Origin of the sequence: Neohoeflea coraliihabitans (assembly GCF_019334345.1) — a bacterium.
GTDB lineage: Bacteria > Pseudomonadota > Alphaproteobacteria > Rhizobiales > Rhizobiaceae > Pseudohoeflea > Pseudohoeflea coraliihabitans.
Window position 1 is genome coordinate 1 of sequence record NZ_JAHWQX010000008.1, and the last position, 17,788, is coordinate 17,788.

A 17,788-nucleotide genomic window follows, 5' to 3' on the forward strand; every position below is an offset into this window, starting at 1 on the left:
TGGGTCTGATCTCGATATTGCAGGCACCTGCTTTGCCGAAGGGATCAACCGTCTTGAATCGCTCGTGTGGTGGCCCTCATGATCGATGACCGCATTGTTTCATTCGGCCTGTGGTGTCCCTCTCGCACCGTCTTCATCGACACCATGGCCGCAAAGACCAATCCAGTCACGAACACAGCGCTGGCAACCGTCGATGAAAACGGGGTCCTGATTCCCTCTCGCTATGTCCGCGCCGTCGAGCTTGGCGAAGTGGTTTCTGTCCCTGCTTCCTATGACGAAGAAACCGACACCATCACGCCAGCGACGATGATCGAGGGTCATCACGTCAACATGCACGCGGTCGGTCCCCTGGCGGGACTGATGACAGCCAACAAGCCGGAGACAGGCGACATCTTCGAGCGCACGAACATTCTCTCGCTGCTCGGCGAAATGAACTGGCAGGCGTCGGCTGTTGGTGAGCCTGCGGGCTATGTCGGCTCGTCGGGCATCAAGATTTTCGATCTCGCCACGATCACAACCCCGGCGAACGTTCTCGCGAACTGAAAGGCGATTCAATGGCATCTGTTAACGGAACATTCTCGGGAACCGGCCAATCCGATACGATGACGGCGACAAAGATCACCGTCAAGTTGAATTTCGCCGGGACTGCATCTGTCGATATCGAAGCACAAATGCACGATGACAGCTGGATCAAGATCATGACCGGAATTACGGCAGACTATCTTGAGACGTTCGATCCGGGCGGTATTCCTGAAACGATCCGGCTCAATTGCACGGCCCACACGGACAATGTTGTCTATGAGCTGAAATCAAACGCCATCTATCCAAGCCGAGGGTCTTAATCTTCTCATGGCAACGCGCGGCAGAAAGCCCGGCGTGAAGCTGACCGAAGCGCACCGGGATAAAATCAAAAACAGCAACATTCTCAACGCACTTGTAGAGCATGTTGAGGGTAAGCGTGAAATGAGCGCTACGCAAGTCACTGCTGGCCTTGGTTTGCTGCGCAAATGTCTGCCTGATCTCGCCGCAGTCGAGCACAATGGAACGCTTGAGCACGGCGTTTCCGACCCGCTCAAGGAATTGCTATCGCACGTCGCGCAAAAGGGTTCGCGCCTTGTCGATCGGGATTGATCAACTAGGCGATCCGCGTTGGCGGTTGTCCAACCTGTATTTCATCATCAACAAGGAAGGCAGTCGGGTTAAGTTCGAGCCGAACTCAGCACAGCAGCAGTTTATCGAGGGCATTCATAGCCGGAATCTGATCCTCAAGGCGAGGCAGTTGGGTTTCACGACGCTGTGTTGCCTTCTCTATCTGGATGACTGCTTGTTTACGCCAGATGTTCGCGCTGCGGTCATTGCTCACAAGCTGGACGATGCCAAGACCATTTTCAGGGACAAGGTCAAATATCCCTATGACAATCTCCCGGAGGGTCTGAAGGAAGCAATCGGCCTCAAGCAGGCCAGCGCAGATACGCTGACATTCGGCAATGACAGTTCAATCAGGGTGACGACTTCGACGCGCTCAGGGACGGTCAACTGGCTGCATGTCTCGGAATACGGCAAGATATGTGCGCAATTCCCGGAAAAGGCCCGAGAGATCAAGACAGGGGCATTTCCTTCGGCGGAAAAGGGCATCGTCACAATCGAGAGCACGGCAGAGGGTCAGGAGGGGGATTTCTTCGCCAAGTCGCAGGAAGCCGAGGCGAATGCTGGCAAGGAGCTATCACGCCTTGATTACAAGTTCTTCTTCTTCCCCTGGCACCAGAACCCGGATTATCAGATTCCGCAGTCTGTGACGCCAGAGGGCGAGGAAGACCGCAAATATTTCGCGCGTGTAGAGGCCGAGGCGAAAACGCGCATCACGCCAGAACAGCGTCACTGGTGGCTGGCTCAAGAGCGAGACCTTGGCGGCGACATGAAGCGGGAATACCCCGCAACGCCGCGAGAAGCCTTTGAGCAGGCTATCGAGGGCGCTTATTTCGCTGACCAGATCGCAACGGCTGAAAAGCATGGGCGCATCGGTCGCTATCCGATCGATCCGGCCTTGCCGGTCAACACGTTTTGGGACCTTGGCCGCAACGACATGAATTGCATCTGGTTGCAACAGGATTGGGGCAACCTGTCGGTGTTCGTCGGCTACTATGAAAACTCAGGCGAGTGGATCGGCCATTATATCGATTGGTTGAACAAGTGGCGTGAGGACATGGGCGTTCAGTTCGGAACCCATTACCTGCCGCACGATGGCGACCGAGAAATTCTTTGGGTTGAGGGCGACACCAAGAATGTGATGGCAAAGCTCGGCTTTCGGCCAAACATCGTCAAGCGCAACCCCAACAAGATCGAGCAGATCAACACGGCCCGACGCAAGTTCCAGATGTGCGCCTGGGACGAGGCGAATTGCAAGCAGGGCATAAAGCGGCTGAAGCATTACCGCAAGCAGTGGAACGATGCGCTCGGTGTCTGGCGTGACAAGCCATTGCATGATGAGAACTCGAATGGAGCGGATGCCTACATGACGTTCAGCGATTCCAATCATACCGCGCTGCCGAAGCACTCGCAGCCGGTTCGCGATCGCTATCGCCAAACAGGCAAACGTTCCGGCGGATCGTGGATGGCAGCATGACATATCTCAAGCCCGGCGATCCGGTTCCGCACAAATGGAAGCAGTGGTTTCGTGAAGACGAGGACCATTCGTCGCGTTGGCGCAAAGAGGCGCGTGAGGACTACGATTTTGCAGCCGGTCGCCAGTGGTCAGAACTGGACAAGGTGAAGCTTGCCGACGAAATGCGCCCGGCTATCACGTTCAACCGCTCATCGGTGGTGATTGACGCTGTCAGCGGGCAGGAGATCCAGAACCGCCAGGAAGTGCGCTATATCCCACGAGAGGAAGGCGACGCAGTTGTTAATGAGATGTACTCCGAGGCCGCACGTTGGTTTGATGACCAGTCGGAGGCGGAAGACGAGGACAGTGAAGCGTTCATTGACCTGCTGATCTCGGGGATGGGCTGGACAGAAAACCGGCTTGATTTTGAGGAAGACCCGGACGGCGCGCCCGTTACTGAGAAATGCGACCCGCTTGAAATGTTTTGGGACGCTTCGGCGCGCAAGTCTAACCTGAGGGATGCGCGTCGGCTCTGGAAGATCAAGGAAATGCCGATCGATGCAGCTCGCGAGCAGTTCCCCGACTTCTCGGACGCTGACATTGATGCAGGCAAATGGGCCAATCTCTCGTCAACCAACGAGCCGAACCACAACGACCCGGAACACGAGTACGAAACCGAGCAGGAAGACGAGGGCATTCGCTCACGGAAGACGGTGAAGGTCATCCACCTGCAGTATTGGGAGAAGGAGCCTTATTACAAGGTGGCTGACCCCATGTCGGGCGGCATTGCGGAGTTTGGAGAAGACGAATTCCGGCAGCTTGAGGGCAACTTCAAGCGCCTCGGTATTCCGCTCAAGTCCGTGCGCCTGACCCGGCGCGTCTACAAGCAAGCATTCATCGGCCAAAAGCTGCTGGAGCATTCCGAAGGTCCGTGCGGCAACCATTTTTCGTGGAACTGCATGACGGGCAAATACGACCGCAACCGCGCTTATTGGTACGGCCTCATTCGCGCGATGAAAGATCCGCAGACGTGGGCCAACAAGTGGATGAGCCAGCTTCTGCACATCATGAACAGCAATTCATCGGGCGGCTGGTTCTATGAAAGCGGCGCGTTTGTCGATCAGCGCGCTGCAGAAGAAGACCTTGCCAAGCCAAACGCTCTTGTGGAGGTCGCAAGCGGGGCGCTGCAGGCGGGGCGCGTCCAGCCGAAGCAGAATGCGCAGTTCCCGCAGGGTTATCAGCTTTTGACGGAATACGCGGTCTCCGCGATCCGCGATGTTACGGGCGTCAATCTCGAACTCATGGGGATGCGCGAGGCCAATCAGGCGGGCGTATTGGAATATCAGCGCCGACAGGCGGGCATGGCGGTTCTATCCACACTATTCAACAGCTTGCGACGCTATCGCCGCGCTCGTGGCCGCGTGCTGCTGCACTACATTCACGAATATCTGTCTGACGGTCGCCTGATCATGATTGTGGGTGACGGGCGCAAGCAATATGTGCCGCTGCGCAAGCAGACAGATGCGAAATACGACATCATCATTGATGACGCACCGACCAGCCCGAACCAGAAGGAAATTGTCTGGCAATCGGTCATGCAGATTCTGCCAGGAATCAAGGACATGGTGCCGCCGCAGGTGCTGCTGCAGTTGCTCGATTATTCGCCGGTTCCGGCGTCTGTGGTCGAGAAGATCAAGCAGGCTGTGCAGAAGATGGGACAGGAAGGCGAGCAGCAAGCGGCAATGCAAGCTCGCGCTGCGGTCCTTGAAGTGCAGCAGAAGGAAGCGGACGTGCAGAAGACGCAGTCCGAAGCCTATGAAAACCAGATGGAAGCGGAACTCGATAAGCGGCGCGCTGCTGTCGAAGAAGCAAAGGTCGGCGCAGACATCCTGCGCGATCTGGTCGAAATGAATCAGCCTCAACAGCCCCCGCAAGGGCCGCAGGGCTTCTAGTTCCTCGCATCGTGCGAGGTTTCGGACGCGGCATCCGTCATTGCCGCATTGGCGAATAAGGCGAGAACATGGACAAGGACTTTGACGCAACGGGCTTGACCGAGGCGGAAATCAGCATGCTTGAAGGCGACGGCGAAGAAGCTCCACAGGTGGAATCTGAGAACCAGAACGACGAGCCGGAAGCGGTCGCGGCAAGTGACCAGGACGAGAGACAAGACGAAGGCGGCGAGGATCAGGGCGGAGAGCCTTCAAATCCTGCTGAGAAGGCCCCTTCGGGCTATGTGCCGACAAGAGCGCTGCAGGAGGCCCGCGAGGAAGCCAAGCGCATCAAGGAACAACTGGCTCAATACCAGACGTGGACGCAGGAAATTGCAGGCAAGCTTGCCGAGCAGAAGACGCAGCCGCAGCATCAACAGCAAGAAGAAGACCAGCCGCCGGCTGATTGGGAAACAGACCCGATTGCCCGGATGCAATGGGAAAACCAGCGCCTGACCGAGCAACTGCAGGCAATGCAGCAGGGTTTGACCACCCAGCAGCAACAGCAGATGCAGGCGCAACAGGAGCAATACCAAGCGCAGATGGTCATTGCGCAAGCAGATCAACTCTTCAATGCGGCACAGGGTGAAAACCCGGATATTCAGGAAGCTTTCCAGCACGCCGTGAATGCTGTTCATGGCGAATTGCAAAAGCGCGGATTGTTCGGCCCGCAGCTTAAGGCTGAAATGGACCGGCATCTTTTGCACTATGCCTCACAGGCACCAAAAGAGCCTGCCGAGTTTGCCGAATACGTTCGCCGGAACGCCCGGTACTGGGGATGGGACGGCGCGAAGAAACCCGCAGGCGATACAGACGCGGGCCAGAAGATTGACCGCATGGCGAAGGCGGTCAAATCCAACAAGACGCTTTCGGGCGGCGCGGGATCGGGCGAAATGTCGCTTGAAGACCTCGCCAAGATGTCCGGCGCGGAACTGGAGAAATTGGCAGAAGAGAACCCCGAGCTATTCGCCAAGTTCGGGGCTTGATTGCCATAGGTCACGGCCACCTTTTAACGGCTGTTTCGGTGGGATCGTCCGTCAACGATCCAATGCCCTCGCCCCGGCATAAGGGGATGTCCGCCAGCGCAGCGTCACAGCGCGGATCACCAGAAAACTCTGCAACTTTCACCGAATAGGAGGCCATCTCATGGCTACCAAAACGTTCGGCGTGAATGATGCTCTGTCCAATAAGCTGTGGTCTGCGAAATTCGCCAAGGAGGTCGAGAAAAAGACCTACTTTGGCCGTTTCATGGGCGAGAGCGAAGACAACATCATTCAGGTCAAGACCGAGACGAGCAAGGCAGCGGGCGACAAGATTACCTGCGGCCTCGTGATGTCTCTCACCGGGGACGGTGTCACCGAAGGCCAGGCCCTCGAAGGCAACGAGGAAGACCTGACCACCTACGATGATTCCATTCTCATCAATGAACTGCGTCATGCCGTTCGTGTGAAGAACAAACGCTCGATCGACGCGCAGCGCGTGCCGGAAAATCTCCGGTCGATTGCTCGCAACCGTCTTTCGCAGTGGTTCGCCACGCGCATGGACACCGCCATGTTCCTGCACCTGTGCGGGTACACCGGCGCGGCGTTCTCCCGCGACAACCAGACCGTTGACCCGACCCTTGCGGTCTACAACGGCAACAACACGGTTGTGGCTCCCTCGTCCTCGCGCATCGTTCGCGCAAATGACGAGGCGAATGACCAGGCCATCAACAGTGCTTCGACGCACCGGTTCATCCTCGAAATGATTGACGAGGCCGTGTGGAAGGCGAAAACCGCCACTCCGTACATCTCGCCCATCAATATCGGCGGTGAAGACAAGTATGTGATGTTCCTGCATCCGTCTCAGGTCCGCGACCTGCGCACCGATGCTTCGACCTCTCGCATCACTTGGTACGACACTCAGAAGGCTCTCTTGCAGGGTGGGGAAGGGCGTTCGCGCAATCCCATCTTCTCGGGCGCGCTGGGCGAGTACAACGGTGTCATCCTGCACGAAGCCTACCGCATTCCGAACGGCGTGAACTCGTCTTCGGGCGCTCAGGTGGCAAACACCAAGCGCGCCGTCATGTGCGGCAAGCAGGCGGGCATGATCGCCACCGGTCGCGAGCATACGAACGCGACCAAATACAAATGGACCGAGGAATTGTTCGATTACCAGAACCAGCTTGGCGTTGGTATCGACACGGTCTTTGGCATCAAGAAGTCGGTCTTCAACTCCGTGGATTACGCCACCATCGTGGTTTCTTCCTACGGCGAAGACCCGTCCTAAGGAGGTGTGAGATGAGTGTTGCACGCGAATATCACACGCAGCAGGTCCACTATCTGCGCAAGGGCGTTACCTATGAGGATGACGGTTCGGAAGTCACGGTCGGGTGGATTCCCGAAGGTGCGCTGATTCTCAAGCCGTTGTCCGGCGTTCATGTCGTTACTGCCTTCAATGCTGGTTCTTCCAATGTCATCGACATTGGCGCGGACACCGGCAACGATGACCCGGACGACTACATGACTGATGGTGCGCTCGGCACCGCAGGCACTTTCGTGGCTCTCGACGAGACTGCGGGCGTGTTTGTTGCCACGGCTGCCACTAAGGTAACAGCTTCGGTAGCGCTCGGCGGGACGGCGGCCTCAACCGGAGAGGCTGAGGTGGTCATCTGCTATATCCCGGACAATGACGGCTAATGTCATTGCGCCGGAATGGGGTGGGGGCTTCGGCCCCCGTTTCCCGCCTGAAATGGTCCGTTGAGTTGCAGCGGTTCATTCCCGAGAACAAGCCCGTAATCAAGACGGAAGCGCCAAAGAAACGGCGAGGCCGACCGCGAAAGGTGAAGGCAAATGTCAACACTGGCAACGCTGAAAGCTGAAATCGCGGATGATATGGACCGTGACGACCTCACGAGCGCCATTGCCTCCGAAATCAACCGCGCCATCCGCTTTTATCAATCGCGCCATTTCTATTTCAATGAGACGAGAGACGCGACGTTTACAACGGTCGCCAGTCAAGTCTGGTACTCTGAAGACGATGACGCCGACATCTCGCAATTTGTCGACATCGACTTTGTGCATATCACCGTTGGCAGCAACCGCTATCAGTTGCGCCAAAAGGACATCAAGCAATTCGAGCTGCTGACAGACGGCAACGCTTCGAACGGTCAACCCTACTGCTACACCTATTATAACCGCTCGATCGGGCTGTTCGTGCCGCCAGATGCCGCTTACACGGTGCGCGTCCTTGGCTCTTACATGACCGCAGCCCCGGCGACAGATGACGAGGCGGACAACGTCTGGATGACGGAAGCCTTTGACCTGATCCGCTGGCGCGCGCAATCGCGCCTTTACGCTGGCAAGCTGAAGGATCTGACCACCGCAGCGACATGCAACGCCATGGAGGCAGACGAGCTTGGCCGTATCGAGCGAGAAACAGCAGTACGGCACAAGACCAACCGCGTGAAGGCGGTCACGTTTTGATCCCGTTCCCGCTGTTTGAACCCGACAAGCCAGCATGGACGGTCACGGCGGGCGATAACCTGCTCAATTGTCTGCCAGTAGCGGGCGGATGGGGCGGAATGCCGCAATTTACCGTCATGTCGGAAGCCCTGGCGGATGATTGCAAGGGCCTGTTTTATTATCAGGCGACAGACGGCACCATTACCGTGATTGCCGGGACGGAAACCGATCTCTACAAGCTGAACACGGCCACCAGCCCCTATTCATGGACCAATGTTTCCAAGTCTACCGGCGCTTATTCAGTTCCTGCCGATGATGTGTGGTCCTTCACGGTCTTTGGCGATTATCTGATTGCCCACACGCTTGGCGATCCGCCGCAGTTCCTAAGCCTGTCGAGCGGGACAAACTTTGCTGATCTCGCGGGTTCGCCCCCGGTGGCGAAATATTCCACTGTCGTCGGTGATTTCCTGATGTTCGGCTATCTCGATGGCGAGCCGAACGCGGTTCAGTGGTCGGGCATCAATAACGCGGAATTCTGGACCATCGGTCTTCGCAGCGCTGGCAAGCAGGCTTTCCCTGAGGGCGGGCAGGTGCAAGCCATCGTGCGGGATGGTCGCGGGGCTATCATCGTCCAGCGCGACGGAATGCAGGTGATGACCTTTGCACCGTCGAGCGGCTACACGTTCACGTTCTCAAACGCCAACCCGGCCCGAGGCACGATTGCACCGCATTCGCTGGTTGAGATCGGCCCGCGCCGTTTCCCCTATCTTTCCGAAGATGGGTTTTTCATGGGGGTCGAAGGTCAGCCAATTGGAGCCGAGCGCGTTGACCGCTGGTTTCTCGATACCATCAATCTCGACACCCTGCCGCAAGTCGAAGGCTTTGCCGATCCCTATAACAAAATCGTCTGGTGGAAGTTCGAGACCGCAGACGGCGGCAACAAGCTTCTCGGCTATGATTGGCAACTGGATCGCTGGTGTTATTCCGATCAGGATTTTCAGGCAGCGGCGGCAATCGCGACCCCCGGAATCAGTTGGGATGGTCTCGATGATCTCTATGCCACGATTGATGACGTGGATCTGCCGTTTGACAGCCGGGTTTTTGCGGGCGGGCGTCCGGTGTTCGCGATTATCGACACGGACGGCAAGCTGGCATTCATGGCGAGCACCAACAAGGCCGCGACACTGGAAACAGCAGAGGTCGCACTGGTTCCCGGCCATCGCTCGCACGTTCATTCCGGCTTTGTGACGACCGATTGCACGAATTACACGGTGACGGTTTCAGCAGCCGCATTTCATGGCGGCACGTTCACCAGCAAGAGCGCGGTTTCTCCAAGTTCCCGCTCGGGGCGCTTGCCGCTCAGGGCCAACGGGCAGCTGCACAAGTTCAAGGTTGAAATTCCCGCCGGCGAGAGTTGGAGCCATGTCATCGGCCTTGACGTGGAGTTTGCGAAAGGCGGTACGGCATGAGCATTTCAGCGCTCTTTCTCGGTGGCCTTGAGCGACCTGCACCGGTTGTGCTGTCCGGCACCACGACTGAAGATGTTTACGAGGCAGCGGACGACTACAGCACGATTGCGACGGTCTCGATTGCCAATCAATCCGGGGCCTCTGCCACGGTCGAATGCTATTTTTACGATGGATCGACCGATTACACGGTGTGGGTCGGCTCGATTGACGACGATGTAACGCAGGTTCTCACATACACGCCGCTCCGGCTGCTCACAGGGCATAAACTTCGCGTCAAGGGCGCATCGGGCATCACCGTTACGCCGTTCGTGACAAGGCATCATCCGAATGAAGCCGCTTCAAATCGGCTTGGCTAGTCCGGCTGAGGTCGATGCGCTTTGGCCTCTGATGCGGGATGGATTTACAAAATCCTGCGCGGTTGAGCCGCGTGATTATTCGCCGGGCATGATCTGGCAGCTTTGCCGATCGGGCGCGGCTTACATGATTGTCGTTTACGACGAGGACACGATTTACATGGCGAGCGCGTGGCAGTTTCGCAGCCACGAATGCCGCCACACCTTTCATTGCCTGAGCCTGTACGGGACGCAAATGCGCTCCTGGCTCGGGATGGCGGAACACTTCATCAGGACCATCGCGAGAGAGAACGGCGCTACGCGGCTGACGGCATGCGGGCGTTCTGGATGGTTGCGCCTTTTCAAAGCCACGACGAATGGCAACGGATACGAGGTTGACATATGAGCGGCGGAACACAGACCAGCACGCAAACGACGAGTTCAGAACCTTGGGACCCGGCACAGCCGATTCTCAAGACAGGCCTTGGCGATGCGTCCAACCTCTATAAATCGGGCATCGGCGGGCAGTCCTACACCGGATCGACGGTCATTCCCTTTGCGCAGCAGTCCACGGCGGCAATGGGTGATATTCAAAACCGTGCATCCGCCAATATGGGCGGTCAGGGGCTTTCCGGGCAGTATCAGGGCATCATCAACAATGGCGGCTTCAACGAGCCGCAGCAGTCAGCCATGGCCGGGCTTTCCGGCTTTTCGGGCGGCGCGGGCGACGTTTCCACCGGGCGCATTGATCAGCTCGGTCAGTCGGCCATGAATAACCCGGCAATGTCGGGCTATGGGCAGGCCGCAGGCGGCGGCATGAATGTTGACAATTCCATGCAGCGCGGCCTCGCGACCACCGGCATGGGGCCGTCTTATTCCGAACAAAACCTGAACGGCGTTGCATCGGGCGACTTTCTGAACCGGCAAGACCCGAATTTCGAACGCGCCCTGCAATCAGCTTCCGACGAGGTTGCCAATCAGGTCAACCTTGGAGCCTCGGCGGCAGGCCGCTATGGCTCTGGAACGCATCAGGGCAATATTGCCCGCGAGGTCGGAAATCTGCAGGCGACAGCGCGCGTCAACCAGTACAATCAGGAACGCGCCAACCAGATGAACGCCAACCAGATGCTGGATAGCCAGCGTATGGCGGGGCTTGGCTTCGGACTGAATGCAGCCAATTCGGCGAGCCAGTTGGACCAGGCAAATGTCGGAACGCAAATGGCAGGCATTGGCGGCATGGGCAACACCTATGCCAACCAGATCAGCCAGGGCCTTGGCGCTGCAGGTCAGTCAGCGGGCATTCAGGGCAACAACAATGCGCAGCGCTTGGCGGCAATGCAACAGCAATTCAATGCCGGTCAGGCGGGGCAGGGCAATCTTGCATCGGCCTATGCGAACTCGAACCTGCCTTCTCAGGACATGATGGGTGTTGGCTCGATGTACGAGGATCTTGCGGCGCGCCTGAAGAATGACGAGTTGCGCATTTTTGACGAGCAGCAGAACAAGCCATGGGAAATGCTTGGCAGGCTGAATGCGATTGCATCGGGCGCGGGGCAGATGGGCCGCACTTCGACGGGAACCGCGCAGCAGCCGGGGCAGAATCCATTCGCAACGGCTCTTGGCTATGGGGCGACGGGGCTTGGCTTGCTCGGTTCATTCGGCGGCGGGCAATACCCGTCAGTAGGAGGGCTTTACTAATGGGTGGCAGTGGCGGCGGCGGTCAGTCGAACAATCAACAGGCTGAACAGACCTTGCAGGTCCCCTTGCAGGAGTATGCGGCCTTTTATCCCGGTCAGCAGGGGCTTTTGGCGCAGCAAATGCAGCAGGGCTATGACGGGCTTCTCAGCGACCACCAGAACGCCATGAGCTATTATCAGCCGATGTCTATTCCGATGATCAATCGACCGGGCGACGTGACGGCTTACGTTGAAAATCTCGGACTGGAACCGGCGGAAAACAGTTCCAAGGCCACCAAGGTCAAGGGTTCCGGTGGCGGCGGGTCCGGTGGTGGAATCATCAACAACATTGCCGATCTGTTCAGCCAGCGCGATTCGAGGGAAAGCCGATGAATTATCCCATTCCATCCCGCGTTCCCATTCCGACGCCGCGCCCGGATCAGCAGGCCTGGGCAGGGCTGAACCATTTTCCGCCTCCCCCGCAGATGGGTGGTCAGCGGCGCGGGCCAATGGCTTTTGCTGCGCAGAACCCGGAAGTGCTGCTTGCACTCGGTGCGGGGCTTCTTGGCGGCAAGACCGGGTCTGAACAGTGGTCAGGTGGTCTTGGCAACATGGCGCAGACCATGCAGACCTCGAAGGAAAAGCGCGCAGCCGAACAGCAGAAGAACCAGACGGTTGAATGGTTGCGGCAGATAAACCCGAAACTTGCGCAAGCCGTGGAAATGGGCGCACTGTCCCCCGGCGATGCGTTCAAGATGCACCGGGAGGCGCAGAAGCCGAAAGACCCAAAACTGTCGTTCCAGAAGCTTCCAGACGGCACCTATGGCTTTGCCAATGAGACGGACCAATCGTTTACCCCGCTCGGTCAGGCTCAAAAGCCCGATAGCGGCCTTTCGGTGACCTTGCCGGATGGCACAACTGTTCAGTCAGGACGCTTCCACAATCAGGACCAGAAGAACGTTGCAAACCGCGTGACCGCTGCGCAGGACATTGCAGCTTCCGGCGCTTCTCTCAAGCAGACGGCGCAAATGCTTCGCCATGCCAACGAGAACGTTGGTTATTCCGGTGTTGGCGGCAAGGCTGTCGGTGCGCTGTTCGACGGCGCAGAACAGTTTGGCGTCGATGCACCGGGTACGCCCGGCGGTCGCGCGCTCATCAAGTCCGGTGGTCTCGACGTGGCATTGCAGCAGGTTCAGAAAACCAAGGGCGCGATTTCCAACGCTGAGATGGCGCTGTTCATGGCTGCTTCGCCGGGCCTGCAAAACACCCCTGAGGGTAACGCCATGCTTATTGACATGATCGACGCGGTTGCCGATCGCCAGATTCAGCGCGCGGACGCCATGGAGCAATGGCGACAGCAGCACGGCACACTGGACGGATTCGAGGCGGCATGGGGCGCGCACATCGAACAAAACCCGATCATCATCCAACGTCCAGACGGCAGCATTGGCTTTGCGGGCGGATCGCAGTCCGTCAACGGCGATCCCGACGTTGACGCCCTCGTTGAGCAATATGCGGACTGATCATGGCTGACACCGAACGAATGCAAAAAGCCCTCATTAACGCCCACAGGGCGGGGGATACGGTTGCAGCAAAGAAGCTTGCCAACGCGCTCAAGGCTGCGAAGGCAGGTGCTTCTGACAAGTCGGGCTTTGCCAACAAGGTTGATGCGTTCGGGCGCGGCATCGTGGACATGGCGACGTTTGGCTTTGCTGATGAAATCGGCGCGGCAGTCGAAACGGCAGGGCGCAAGCTCCTTCCGTGGCGGGATGAAAAGCCGCACAACGAGGTTCTTTCTGATATTCGGCAGGAAAACACAGACCTCGCAGCGGCGCACCCCGGCTCCTATCTTTCGGGGCAGGTGCTTGGCGGCGTCGGCACGGCTGGCGGGCTTGCCAAGAGCGGCGCAACCCTTCTGACAAGAAAGGCAATGCAGCAGGGCGGCAAGCAGGCAATCGGGCGCGCGGCTGCAGAGGGCGCGGCCTATGGCGGGGCTTACGGGGCAGGTTCTGCCGAGGGCGGGCTTGAAGACCGCGCGAGGGGGGCAGGGATGGGCGCGGTAACTGGCGCTGTGGCCGGTGCTGGCGTCCAGAAGCTTGGCAATACGCTCGCCACTCGTCGCGCCGGTAAGGCAGCAGGGGCTGCTGCTCCTGCCAGCGATGAGTTGAAGCAGGCCACGAACGCGCTCTACCAGCAAGCTCGGCAGGCCGGTGTGACGATCAAACCGCAGGCGACAGCGAAACTGGCGGCCAACCTGAAACTCGCGGCTGGCAACCTCAACGACAAGCTGCGCCCGAACACGTCAGGCATCGTGGATGACCTCGCAGAAATTGCGGGCCAGCCCATGACGCTCGAACAGTTGGACGAGCTGCGCCAGGTCATCGGCCAATCCATGCAGCGCGCACAGCCGCAGGACCAGCGAACGCTGATGCGCATGAAGGAAATGCTTGACAGTTTCGCCAACAACATCTCGCCTTCCGACATCACCGGGGACATTGCCGGGTTCGATGTCATCAAGCAGGCCCGCGCGCTGAACGCACGCAAGGCCAAGACCGAGATTGTTGAAAACATCCTCGACATGGCGCAGGTCAATGGCGAGGGTAAATTTACGCAGTCAGGCGTTGCCAACGCTCTGCGCCAGGAAATGCGCTCGCTCTACAAGAAGATCCAGAGCGGCAAGGAAAAGGGGTTTTCACCCGACGAGGTGGAACTGATCCGCCTCATGGCGAAGGGCGGAACCAGCAGCAAGATGATGCGGCTGTTTGCCAAGTTCGCCCCGCGTGGGGTCGTGTCGTTTGGTGTCGGGCAGGGTGTCGGCACCCTTATCCCTGGCGGCAATATCCTTGTCCCCGGCGCAGGCCACTTTGCAGCACAGAACGTGGACAACGCGATGATTCGGGGCAGTCAGGCACTTCGCACGTCTGCCGCCACCGGCCAGATGCCGCCCGGATCGCTGCGCCAGATCGGCACGTCTGCAACCCGTCCGCTGATAGCCCCATCCGCTATGGAGTTAGAGGCCACAAGAGGTCGAATAGCCAAGTAACGACCGGGTGAGTGACGTAGACGATGACAAGGCCACCGATCAGTGTGGGTAACGTCACTTGGAGAAAGAACCCGAGCTTGTCGCGGTAGAAATCCCAGTCGAATTTGTCGAGGCGCTCATACTCGTCGCGTTGCAGGTCGATCTGCTTCTCGGGGTCGGGGGTCAATCCGGGGCCTCAGCTTGGAGATTCGTCAGGGTTGATCCACTCGCAATACATGTTCGTGGCGTTCGCAGGGTCTTCGCAGACGTAATCGAGAACCACGCGGAACGCGTCGCGGCGACCGCAGATCGCAGCCGTCTCATCGGACCAGACATTCCCCTTACATTCATAGACCGCCGAAGCCCATTTTTCTCCGATCCAATCGGGCGAAATCTCAACGGCACCGACTGCGGCGGGCGCGAGGATCATTGCTATGGCAAGATATGATCGGGATATTGCTGATCGTCTCATGGATGATCTCCAGCGGGATTTCGGTCTGTCACCCGCACAAGCAGCGGGTATAGTAGGTAATTTAGCGCATGAAAGCGCCGGTTTTAAGAGCCTACAAGAAAAAGGCTACCAGCGTTACGGGAAAAACGCCCGAGGCGGCTATGGGTATGCTCAGTGGACCGGCCCGCGCCGCACCGCTTTTGAGAACTGGGCGCGCGCCAATAAGCTTGACCCCCGCTCTTATGCAGCAAACTATGGGTTTCTGTCCTACGAACTGACACAAACGCCGGAAAAAAGGGCGCTTGATAAGGTCAAAGCGGCGCAAACGCCCGAGCAGGCAGCGCAGATATTCAGCGATACATTCCTGCGTCCTGGCGAGCCGCACATGGGGCGAAGGACAGCTCTCGCATCTGATGTCTTTAACGCATTTGGTGCGGCCCCGGTTGCAACTCCTACGCCATTCTCAGGCAAAGCCCCCGTAACGGACGTTCAACGCGGACTTCTCAGCCCGATTTCATCTACGACCGCCGCGCCTTCCCTGAACCAGCCCAACCGCACAGGGCTTCTCTCGCCAGAGTTTTCCGCCGCGCCGCGCTCTACAGCTTCGCCCGACTATGGGGCCTATGCCTCGCCAAGGGGTTCGGAACTGGCACAATCCGCGCCGACCAACACCTATTCAGCACCGGGAACGCCGGGCAGCTACTATTCATCGCCCCGAGGCTCCGAGATCGCAATATCTGCGCCGGTCGAAGCCCCTGCAATGGCTCCTGCTGCCGTCTCGGCACCAGAAACACCGGATAGCTATTATTCCTCTCCCCGCGGCTCTCAAGTGGCGGCGGATGCGCTTGCGCGTGAAAACCTCGCCCTCGATGTCCTTGATAACCAGATAGCCAAGCAGGCGGCACCTGTTGCGGCCCCGGTGACAACGCCAGCGCCACCCCTTGCCGCACCAGTGACAATTGCCCCGGCTCCAAAGGTGACGCCATACACGCCGCCGGCAACCGCGCCTGCACCAGCGATTTCCATGCCTGCGGTTCCTGCTGCAACTGGCATGGATGTGTGGTCAGGCAAGGCCATGACCGGCACGGCGACGAACGGCAACCAGATGTCGCGGAATCCCGATGGAACGGTTTCCATGACCAGCGAGAAATACGGCTACACCGAGACGATGAACCCGGATGGCTCGTATCGCTCGACAACGGCACCGGGGCTGTTTGGCATTGACGCAGCGGTCAACAGCGCTCTTGGCGGCATCAAGGGGCCAACGGGCGGCGTTGGCGGCATCAATGTCAGCATGTCGCCTGAAACCACGTCGCGGGTTGGCGGTGCGGTGAAGGGTGCTGCGGGCGCTGCAGCTGGGTCTATGGTCGGCGGAATGCTGGGTCCTATCGGCGCGCTTTTGGGTGCGGAAATCGGCCGGCAGATTGCCAAGGGCAACAACCCGCTCAAGGGCATTCTCGGCGGCACGGTCTCAGTTCCTGGCGGCTTTCCTGCGGCTCCTTCTGGCGGGTCTCGCGGCAACGGCGAACTGACCGAATTCGGCGCGGAAGCTTCTCGCGGAGTGCACGGCGCGCAAGCCCAATATGCGGCAAACAATCCCGGCGCGGGTCTCTGGTAGCGCCAGCTTTCTTGAAAATCTGAGGTAATCGCACGATGGCTAAGAACGCAGTCACCGACTGGTCAACTACGGCTGCCAGTAACACCGATGTTGGCGGCGTCGATATTCGCGGCACGGCTCTACCGTCCAACATGGACGATGGCATGCGCGAAATCATGGAGCAGGTCGCCAAGGTCAATGCTGGCACTGATCCGGTTGCAGATACATGGACTTTTGCAGATCCAGCAGACCTGACCAAGCGGCTGCGCTTTGACGCGGGCAGCATCACCACGGCCACCACGCGCGTTGTGACGATGTGCGATGCAGACGTTACCTTCGGAGCCTATGCTCCGACGCTGCTCAACGTTGCCAACGAGGCGGCTTTCAAGGCTGCGGTTAACCTTGAGATTGGCACTGACGTTCAGGCTTACAGCGCAGTGCTTGCGGGGACAACGGCGAGCTTTACCACTGACGACGAAACCAAGCTGGACGGCATTTCGACCGGCGCGGACGTGACGGCGACGGCACTTGCACCAGCCATCTATGCAGCCACTGCAAAGGCAACGCCTGTCGATGCCGACACGGTGGGGATTACTGACAGCGCCGCCTCCAATGCCCTCAAGAAAGTCACCTGGGCCAACATCAAGGCCACGCTGAAAACCTATTTCGACACGCTTTACCACATAGCGGGTGGAACGGACGTGCCGGTGGCCGATGGCGGCACCGGGGCGAGTACAGCGGCGGGAGCAAGAACAAATCTTGGCCTTGCCATTGGAACCGATGTGCAGGCTTATGACGCGGGGCTGGCATCCATTGCCGGGCTGACTACGGTTGCAGGCGATATTCTCTATCTGACCGGCTCGGACACCTACGCAAAGCTCGCCAAGGGAACCGCCGATCAGGTCTTGACGATGAACAGCGGTGCGACCGCACCGGAATGGGCTGACTTGGCGGCGAGTGGGCTGCAATTCGTCGAAACGTGGACCTATTCCACCAACGTCTCAACGATCGATTTCACTGATCTCGGCTCCTACAAAGAGATTTTGCTGCTGTTTGAAGATCTGACGATGACATCAAACACTCCCAGCGTCCTGCTGTCTACGGACAACGGGTCTACTTTTCTGACGAGTGGATACAGAGTCATTGCCGCAGAAAGTGGCTCGACTGCCGGCACAGTATCGTCCACCGGCATCCTACTCATTGAAAAC

At 58.5% G+C, this 17,788-nt stretch carries 17 protein-coding genes and 1 pseudogene; all 18 read left to right on the forward strand.

Translation table 11 applies throughout. The features are described from left to right. Positions 1–78: 78 nt before the first annotated feature. Entirely contained in the window at positions 79–543 is a 465-nt protein-coding gene (locus tag KY465_RS18220; RefSeq protein WP_219203551.1) for a hypothetical protein, read from the forward strand. An 11-nt stretch (positions 544–554) separates the two neighbouring features. After that, positions 555–842 (forward strand): hypothetical protein, encoded by a 288-nt coding sequence (locus KY465_RS18225; protein WP_219203552.1) that lies wholly within the window; start codon positions 555–557, stop codon positions 840–842. 34 nt (positions 843–876) lie between these two features. Continuing rightward, entirely contained in the window at positions 877–1,131 is a 255-nt protein-coding gene (locus KY465_RS18230) for a hypothetical protein (protein ID WP_219203553.1), read from the forward strand. Beyond that, positions 1,115–2,623 (forward strand): terminase large subunit, encoded by a 1,509-nt coding sequence (locus KY465_RS18235; RefSeq protein WP_219203554.1) that lies wholly within the window; start codon positions 1,115–1,117, stop codon positions 2,621–2,623. The genes KY465_RS18230 and KY465_RS18235 overlap by 17 nt, the downstream gene beginning before the upstream one ends. Further along, a complete protein-coding gene (locus KY465_RS18240) occupies positions 2,620–4,554 on the forward strand; it encodes a portal protein (RefSeq protein WP_219203555.1) in 1,935 nt (644 codons plus the stop codon). Before KY465_RS18235 ends, KY465_RS18240 begins: the two co-directional genes overlap by 4 nt. A 68-nt stretch (positions 4,555–4,622) precedes the next feature. After that, complete coding sequence (locus tag KY465_RS18245; protein WP_219203556.1) at positions 4,623–5,576, forward strand: hypothetical protein; 954 nt, start codon at positions 4,623–4,625, stop codon at positions 5,574–5,576. A 160-nt stretch (positions 5,577–5,736) separates the two neighbouring features. Beyond that, on the forward strand, positions 5,737–6,858 hold the full coding sequence (locus KY465_RS18250; RefSeq protein ID WP_219203557.1) for a N4-gp56 family major capsid protein: 1,122 nt from the start codon (positions 5,737–5,739) through the stop codon (positions 6,856–6,858). 11 nt (positions 6,859–6,869) lie between these two features. Then, positions 6,870–7,268 carry a hypothetical protein gene (locus KY465_RS18255; RefSeq protein ID WP_219203558.1) on the forward strand — a complete coding sequence of 133 codons (399 nt, stop codon included), beginning with the start codon at positions 6,870–6,872 and terminating at the stop codon, positions 7,266–7,268. Between the two features lie 153 nt (positions 7,269–7,421). Further along, positions 7,422–8,054, forward strand: coding sequence for a phage adaptor protein (locus KY465_RS18260; RefSeq protein WP_219203559.1), 633 nt, complete (start codon positions 7,422–7,424; stop codon positions 8,052–8,054). After that, positions 7,961–9,502: a hypothetical protein gene (locus KY465_RS18265; protein WP_219203560.1), complete on the forward strand. Its 1,542-nt coding sequence runs from the start codon at positions 7,961–7,963 to the stop codon at positions 9,500–9,502. Before KY465_RS18260 ends, KY465_RS18265 begins: the two co-directional genes overlap by 94 nt. Continuing rightward, positions 9,499–9,858, forward strand: coding sequence for a hypothetical protein (locus KY465_RS18270; protein ID WP_219203561.1), 360 nt, complete (start codon positions 9,499–9,501; stop codon positions 9,856–9,858). The genes KY465_RS18265 and KY465_RS18270 overlap by 4 nt, the downstream gene beginning before the upstream one ends. Then, positions 9,830–10,240 (forward strand): hypothetical protein, encoded by a 411-nt coding sequence (locus KY465_RS18275; protein WP_219203562.1) that lies wholly within the window; start codon positions 9,830–9,832, stop codon positions 10,238–10,240. Before KY465_RS18270 ends, KY465_RS18275 begins: the two co-directional genes overlap by 29 nt. Beyond that, complete coding sequence (locus tag KY465_RS18280) at positions 10,237–11,532, forward strand: hypothetical protein (RefSeq protein WP_219203563.1); 1,296 nt, start codon at positions 10,237–10,239, stop codon at positions 11,530–11,532. Before KY465_RS18275 ends, KY465_RS18280 begins: the two co-directional genes overlap by 4 nt. Further along, positions 11,532–11,903 (forward strand): hypothetical protein, encoded by a 372-nt coding sequence (locus KY465_RS18285; RefSeq protein ID WP_219203564.1) that lies wholly within the window; start codon positions 11,532–11,534, stop codon positions 11,901–11,903. Before KY465_RS18280 ends, KY465_RS18285 begins: the two co-directional genes overlap by 1 nt. Further along, complete coding sequence (locus tag KY465_RS18290) at positions 11,900–13,033, forward strand: hypothetical protein (protein ID WP_219203565.1); 1,134 nt, start codon at positions 11,900–11,902, stop codon at positions 13,031–13,033. Before KY465_RS18285 ends, KY465_RS18290 begins: the two co-directional genes overlap by 4 nt. Before the next feature lie 2 nt (positions 13,034–13,035). Continuing rightward, positions 13,036–14,553, forward strand: coding sequence for a hypothetical protein (locus KY465_RS18295; protein ID WP_219203566.1), 1,518 nt, complete (start codon positions 13,036–13,038; stop codon positions 14,551–14,553). 413 nt (positions 14,554–14,966) lie between these two features. After that, positions 14,967–16,601 carry a phage tail tip lysozyme gene (locus KY465_RS18300; RefSeq protein WP_219203567.1) on the forward strand — a complete coding sequence of 545 codons (1,635 nt, stop codon included), beginning with the start codon at positions 14,967–14,969 and terminating at the stop codon, positions 16,599–16,601. A 35-nt stretch (positions 16,602–16,636) separates the two neighbouring features. Then, a pseudogene (locus KY465_RS18305) lies at positions 16,637–17,788 on the forward strand (hypothetical protein); the annotation flags it as partial.

Bases quoted from the DNA above. Each gene is read 5' to 3' on its own strand.
- KY465_RS18220 (WP_219203551.1), top strand. From the start codon at position 79: ATGATCGATGACCGCATTGTTTCATTCGGCCTGTGGTGTCCCTCTCGC.
- KY465_RS18225 (WP_219203552.1), top strand. From the start codon at position 555: ATGGCATCTGTTAACGGAACATTCTCGGGAACCGGCCAATCCGATACG.
- KY465_RS18240 (WP_219203555.1), top strand. From the start codon at position 2,620: ATGACATATCTCAAGCCCGGCGATCCGGTTCCGCACAAATGGAAGCAG.
- KY465_RS18245 (WP_219203556.1), top strand. From the start codon at position 4,623: ATGGACAAGGACTTTGACGCAACGGGCTTGACCGAGGCGGAAATCAGC.
- KY465_RS18250 (WP_219203557.1), top strand. From the start codon at position 5,737: ATGGCTACCAAAACGTTCGGCGTGAATGATGCTCTGTCCAATAAGCTG.
- KY465_RS18255 (WP_219203558.1), top strand. From the start codon at position 6,870: ATGAGTGTTGCACGCGAATATCACACGCAGCAGGTCCACTATCTGCGC.
- KY465_RS18260 (WP_219203559.1), top strand. From the start codon at position 7,422: ATGTCAACACTGGCAACGCTGAAAGCTGAAATCGCGGATGATATGGAC.
- KY465_RS18265 (WP_219203560.1), top strand. From the start codon at position 7,961: ATGCAACGCCATGGAGGCAGACGAGCTTGGCCGTATCGAGCGAGAAAC.
- KY465_RS18270 (WP_219203561.1), top strand. From the start codon at position 9,499: ATGAGCATTTCAGCGCTCTTTCTCGGTGGCCTTGAGCGACCTGCACCG.
- KY465_RS18275 (WP_219203562.1), top strand. From the start codon at position 9,830: ATGAAGCCGCTTCAAATCGGCTTGGCTAGTCCGGCTGAGGTCGATGCG.
- KY465_RS18280 (WP_219203563.1), top strand. From the start codon at position 10,237: ATGAGCGGCGGAACACAGACCAGCACGCAAACGACGAGTTCAGAACCT.
- KY465_RS18285 (WP_219203564.1), top strand. From the start codon at position 11,532: ATGGGTGGCAGTGGCGGCGGCGGTCAGTCGAACAATCAACAGGCTGAA.
- KY465_RS18290 (WP_219203565.1), top strand. From the start codon at position 11,900: ATGAATTATCCCATTCCATCCCGCGTTCCCATTCCGACGCCGCGCCCG.
- KY465_RS18295 (WP_219203566.1), top strand. From the start codon at position 13,036: ATGGCTGACACCGAACGAATGCAAAAAGCCCTCATTAACGCCCACAGG.
- KY465_RS18300 (WP_219203567.1), top strand. From the start codon at position 14,967: ATGGCAAGATATGATCGGGATATTGCTGATCGTCTCATGGATGATCTC.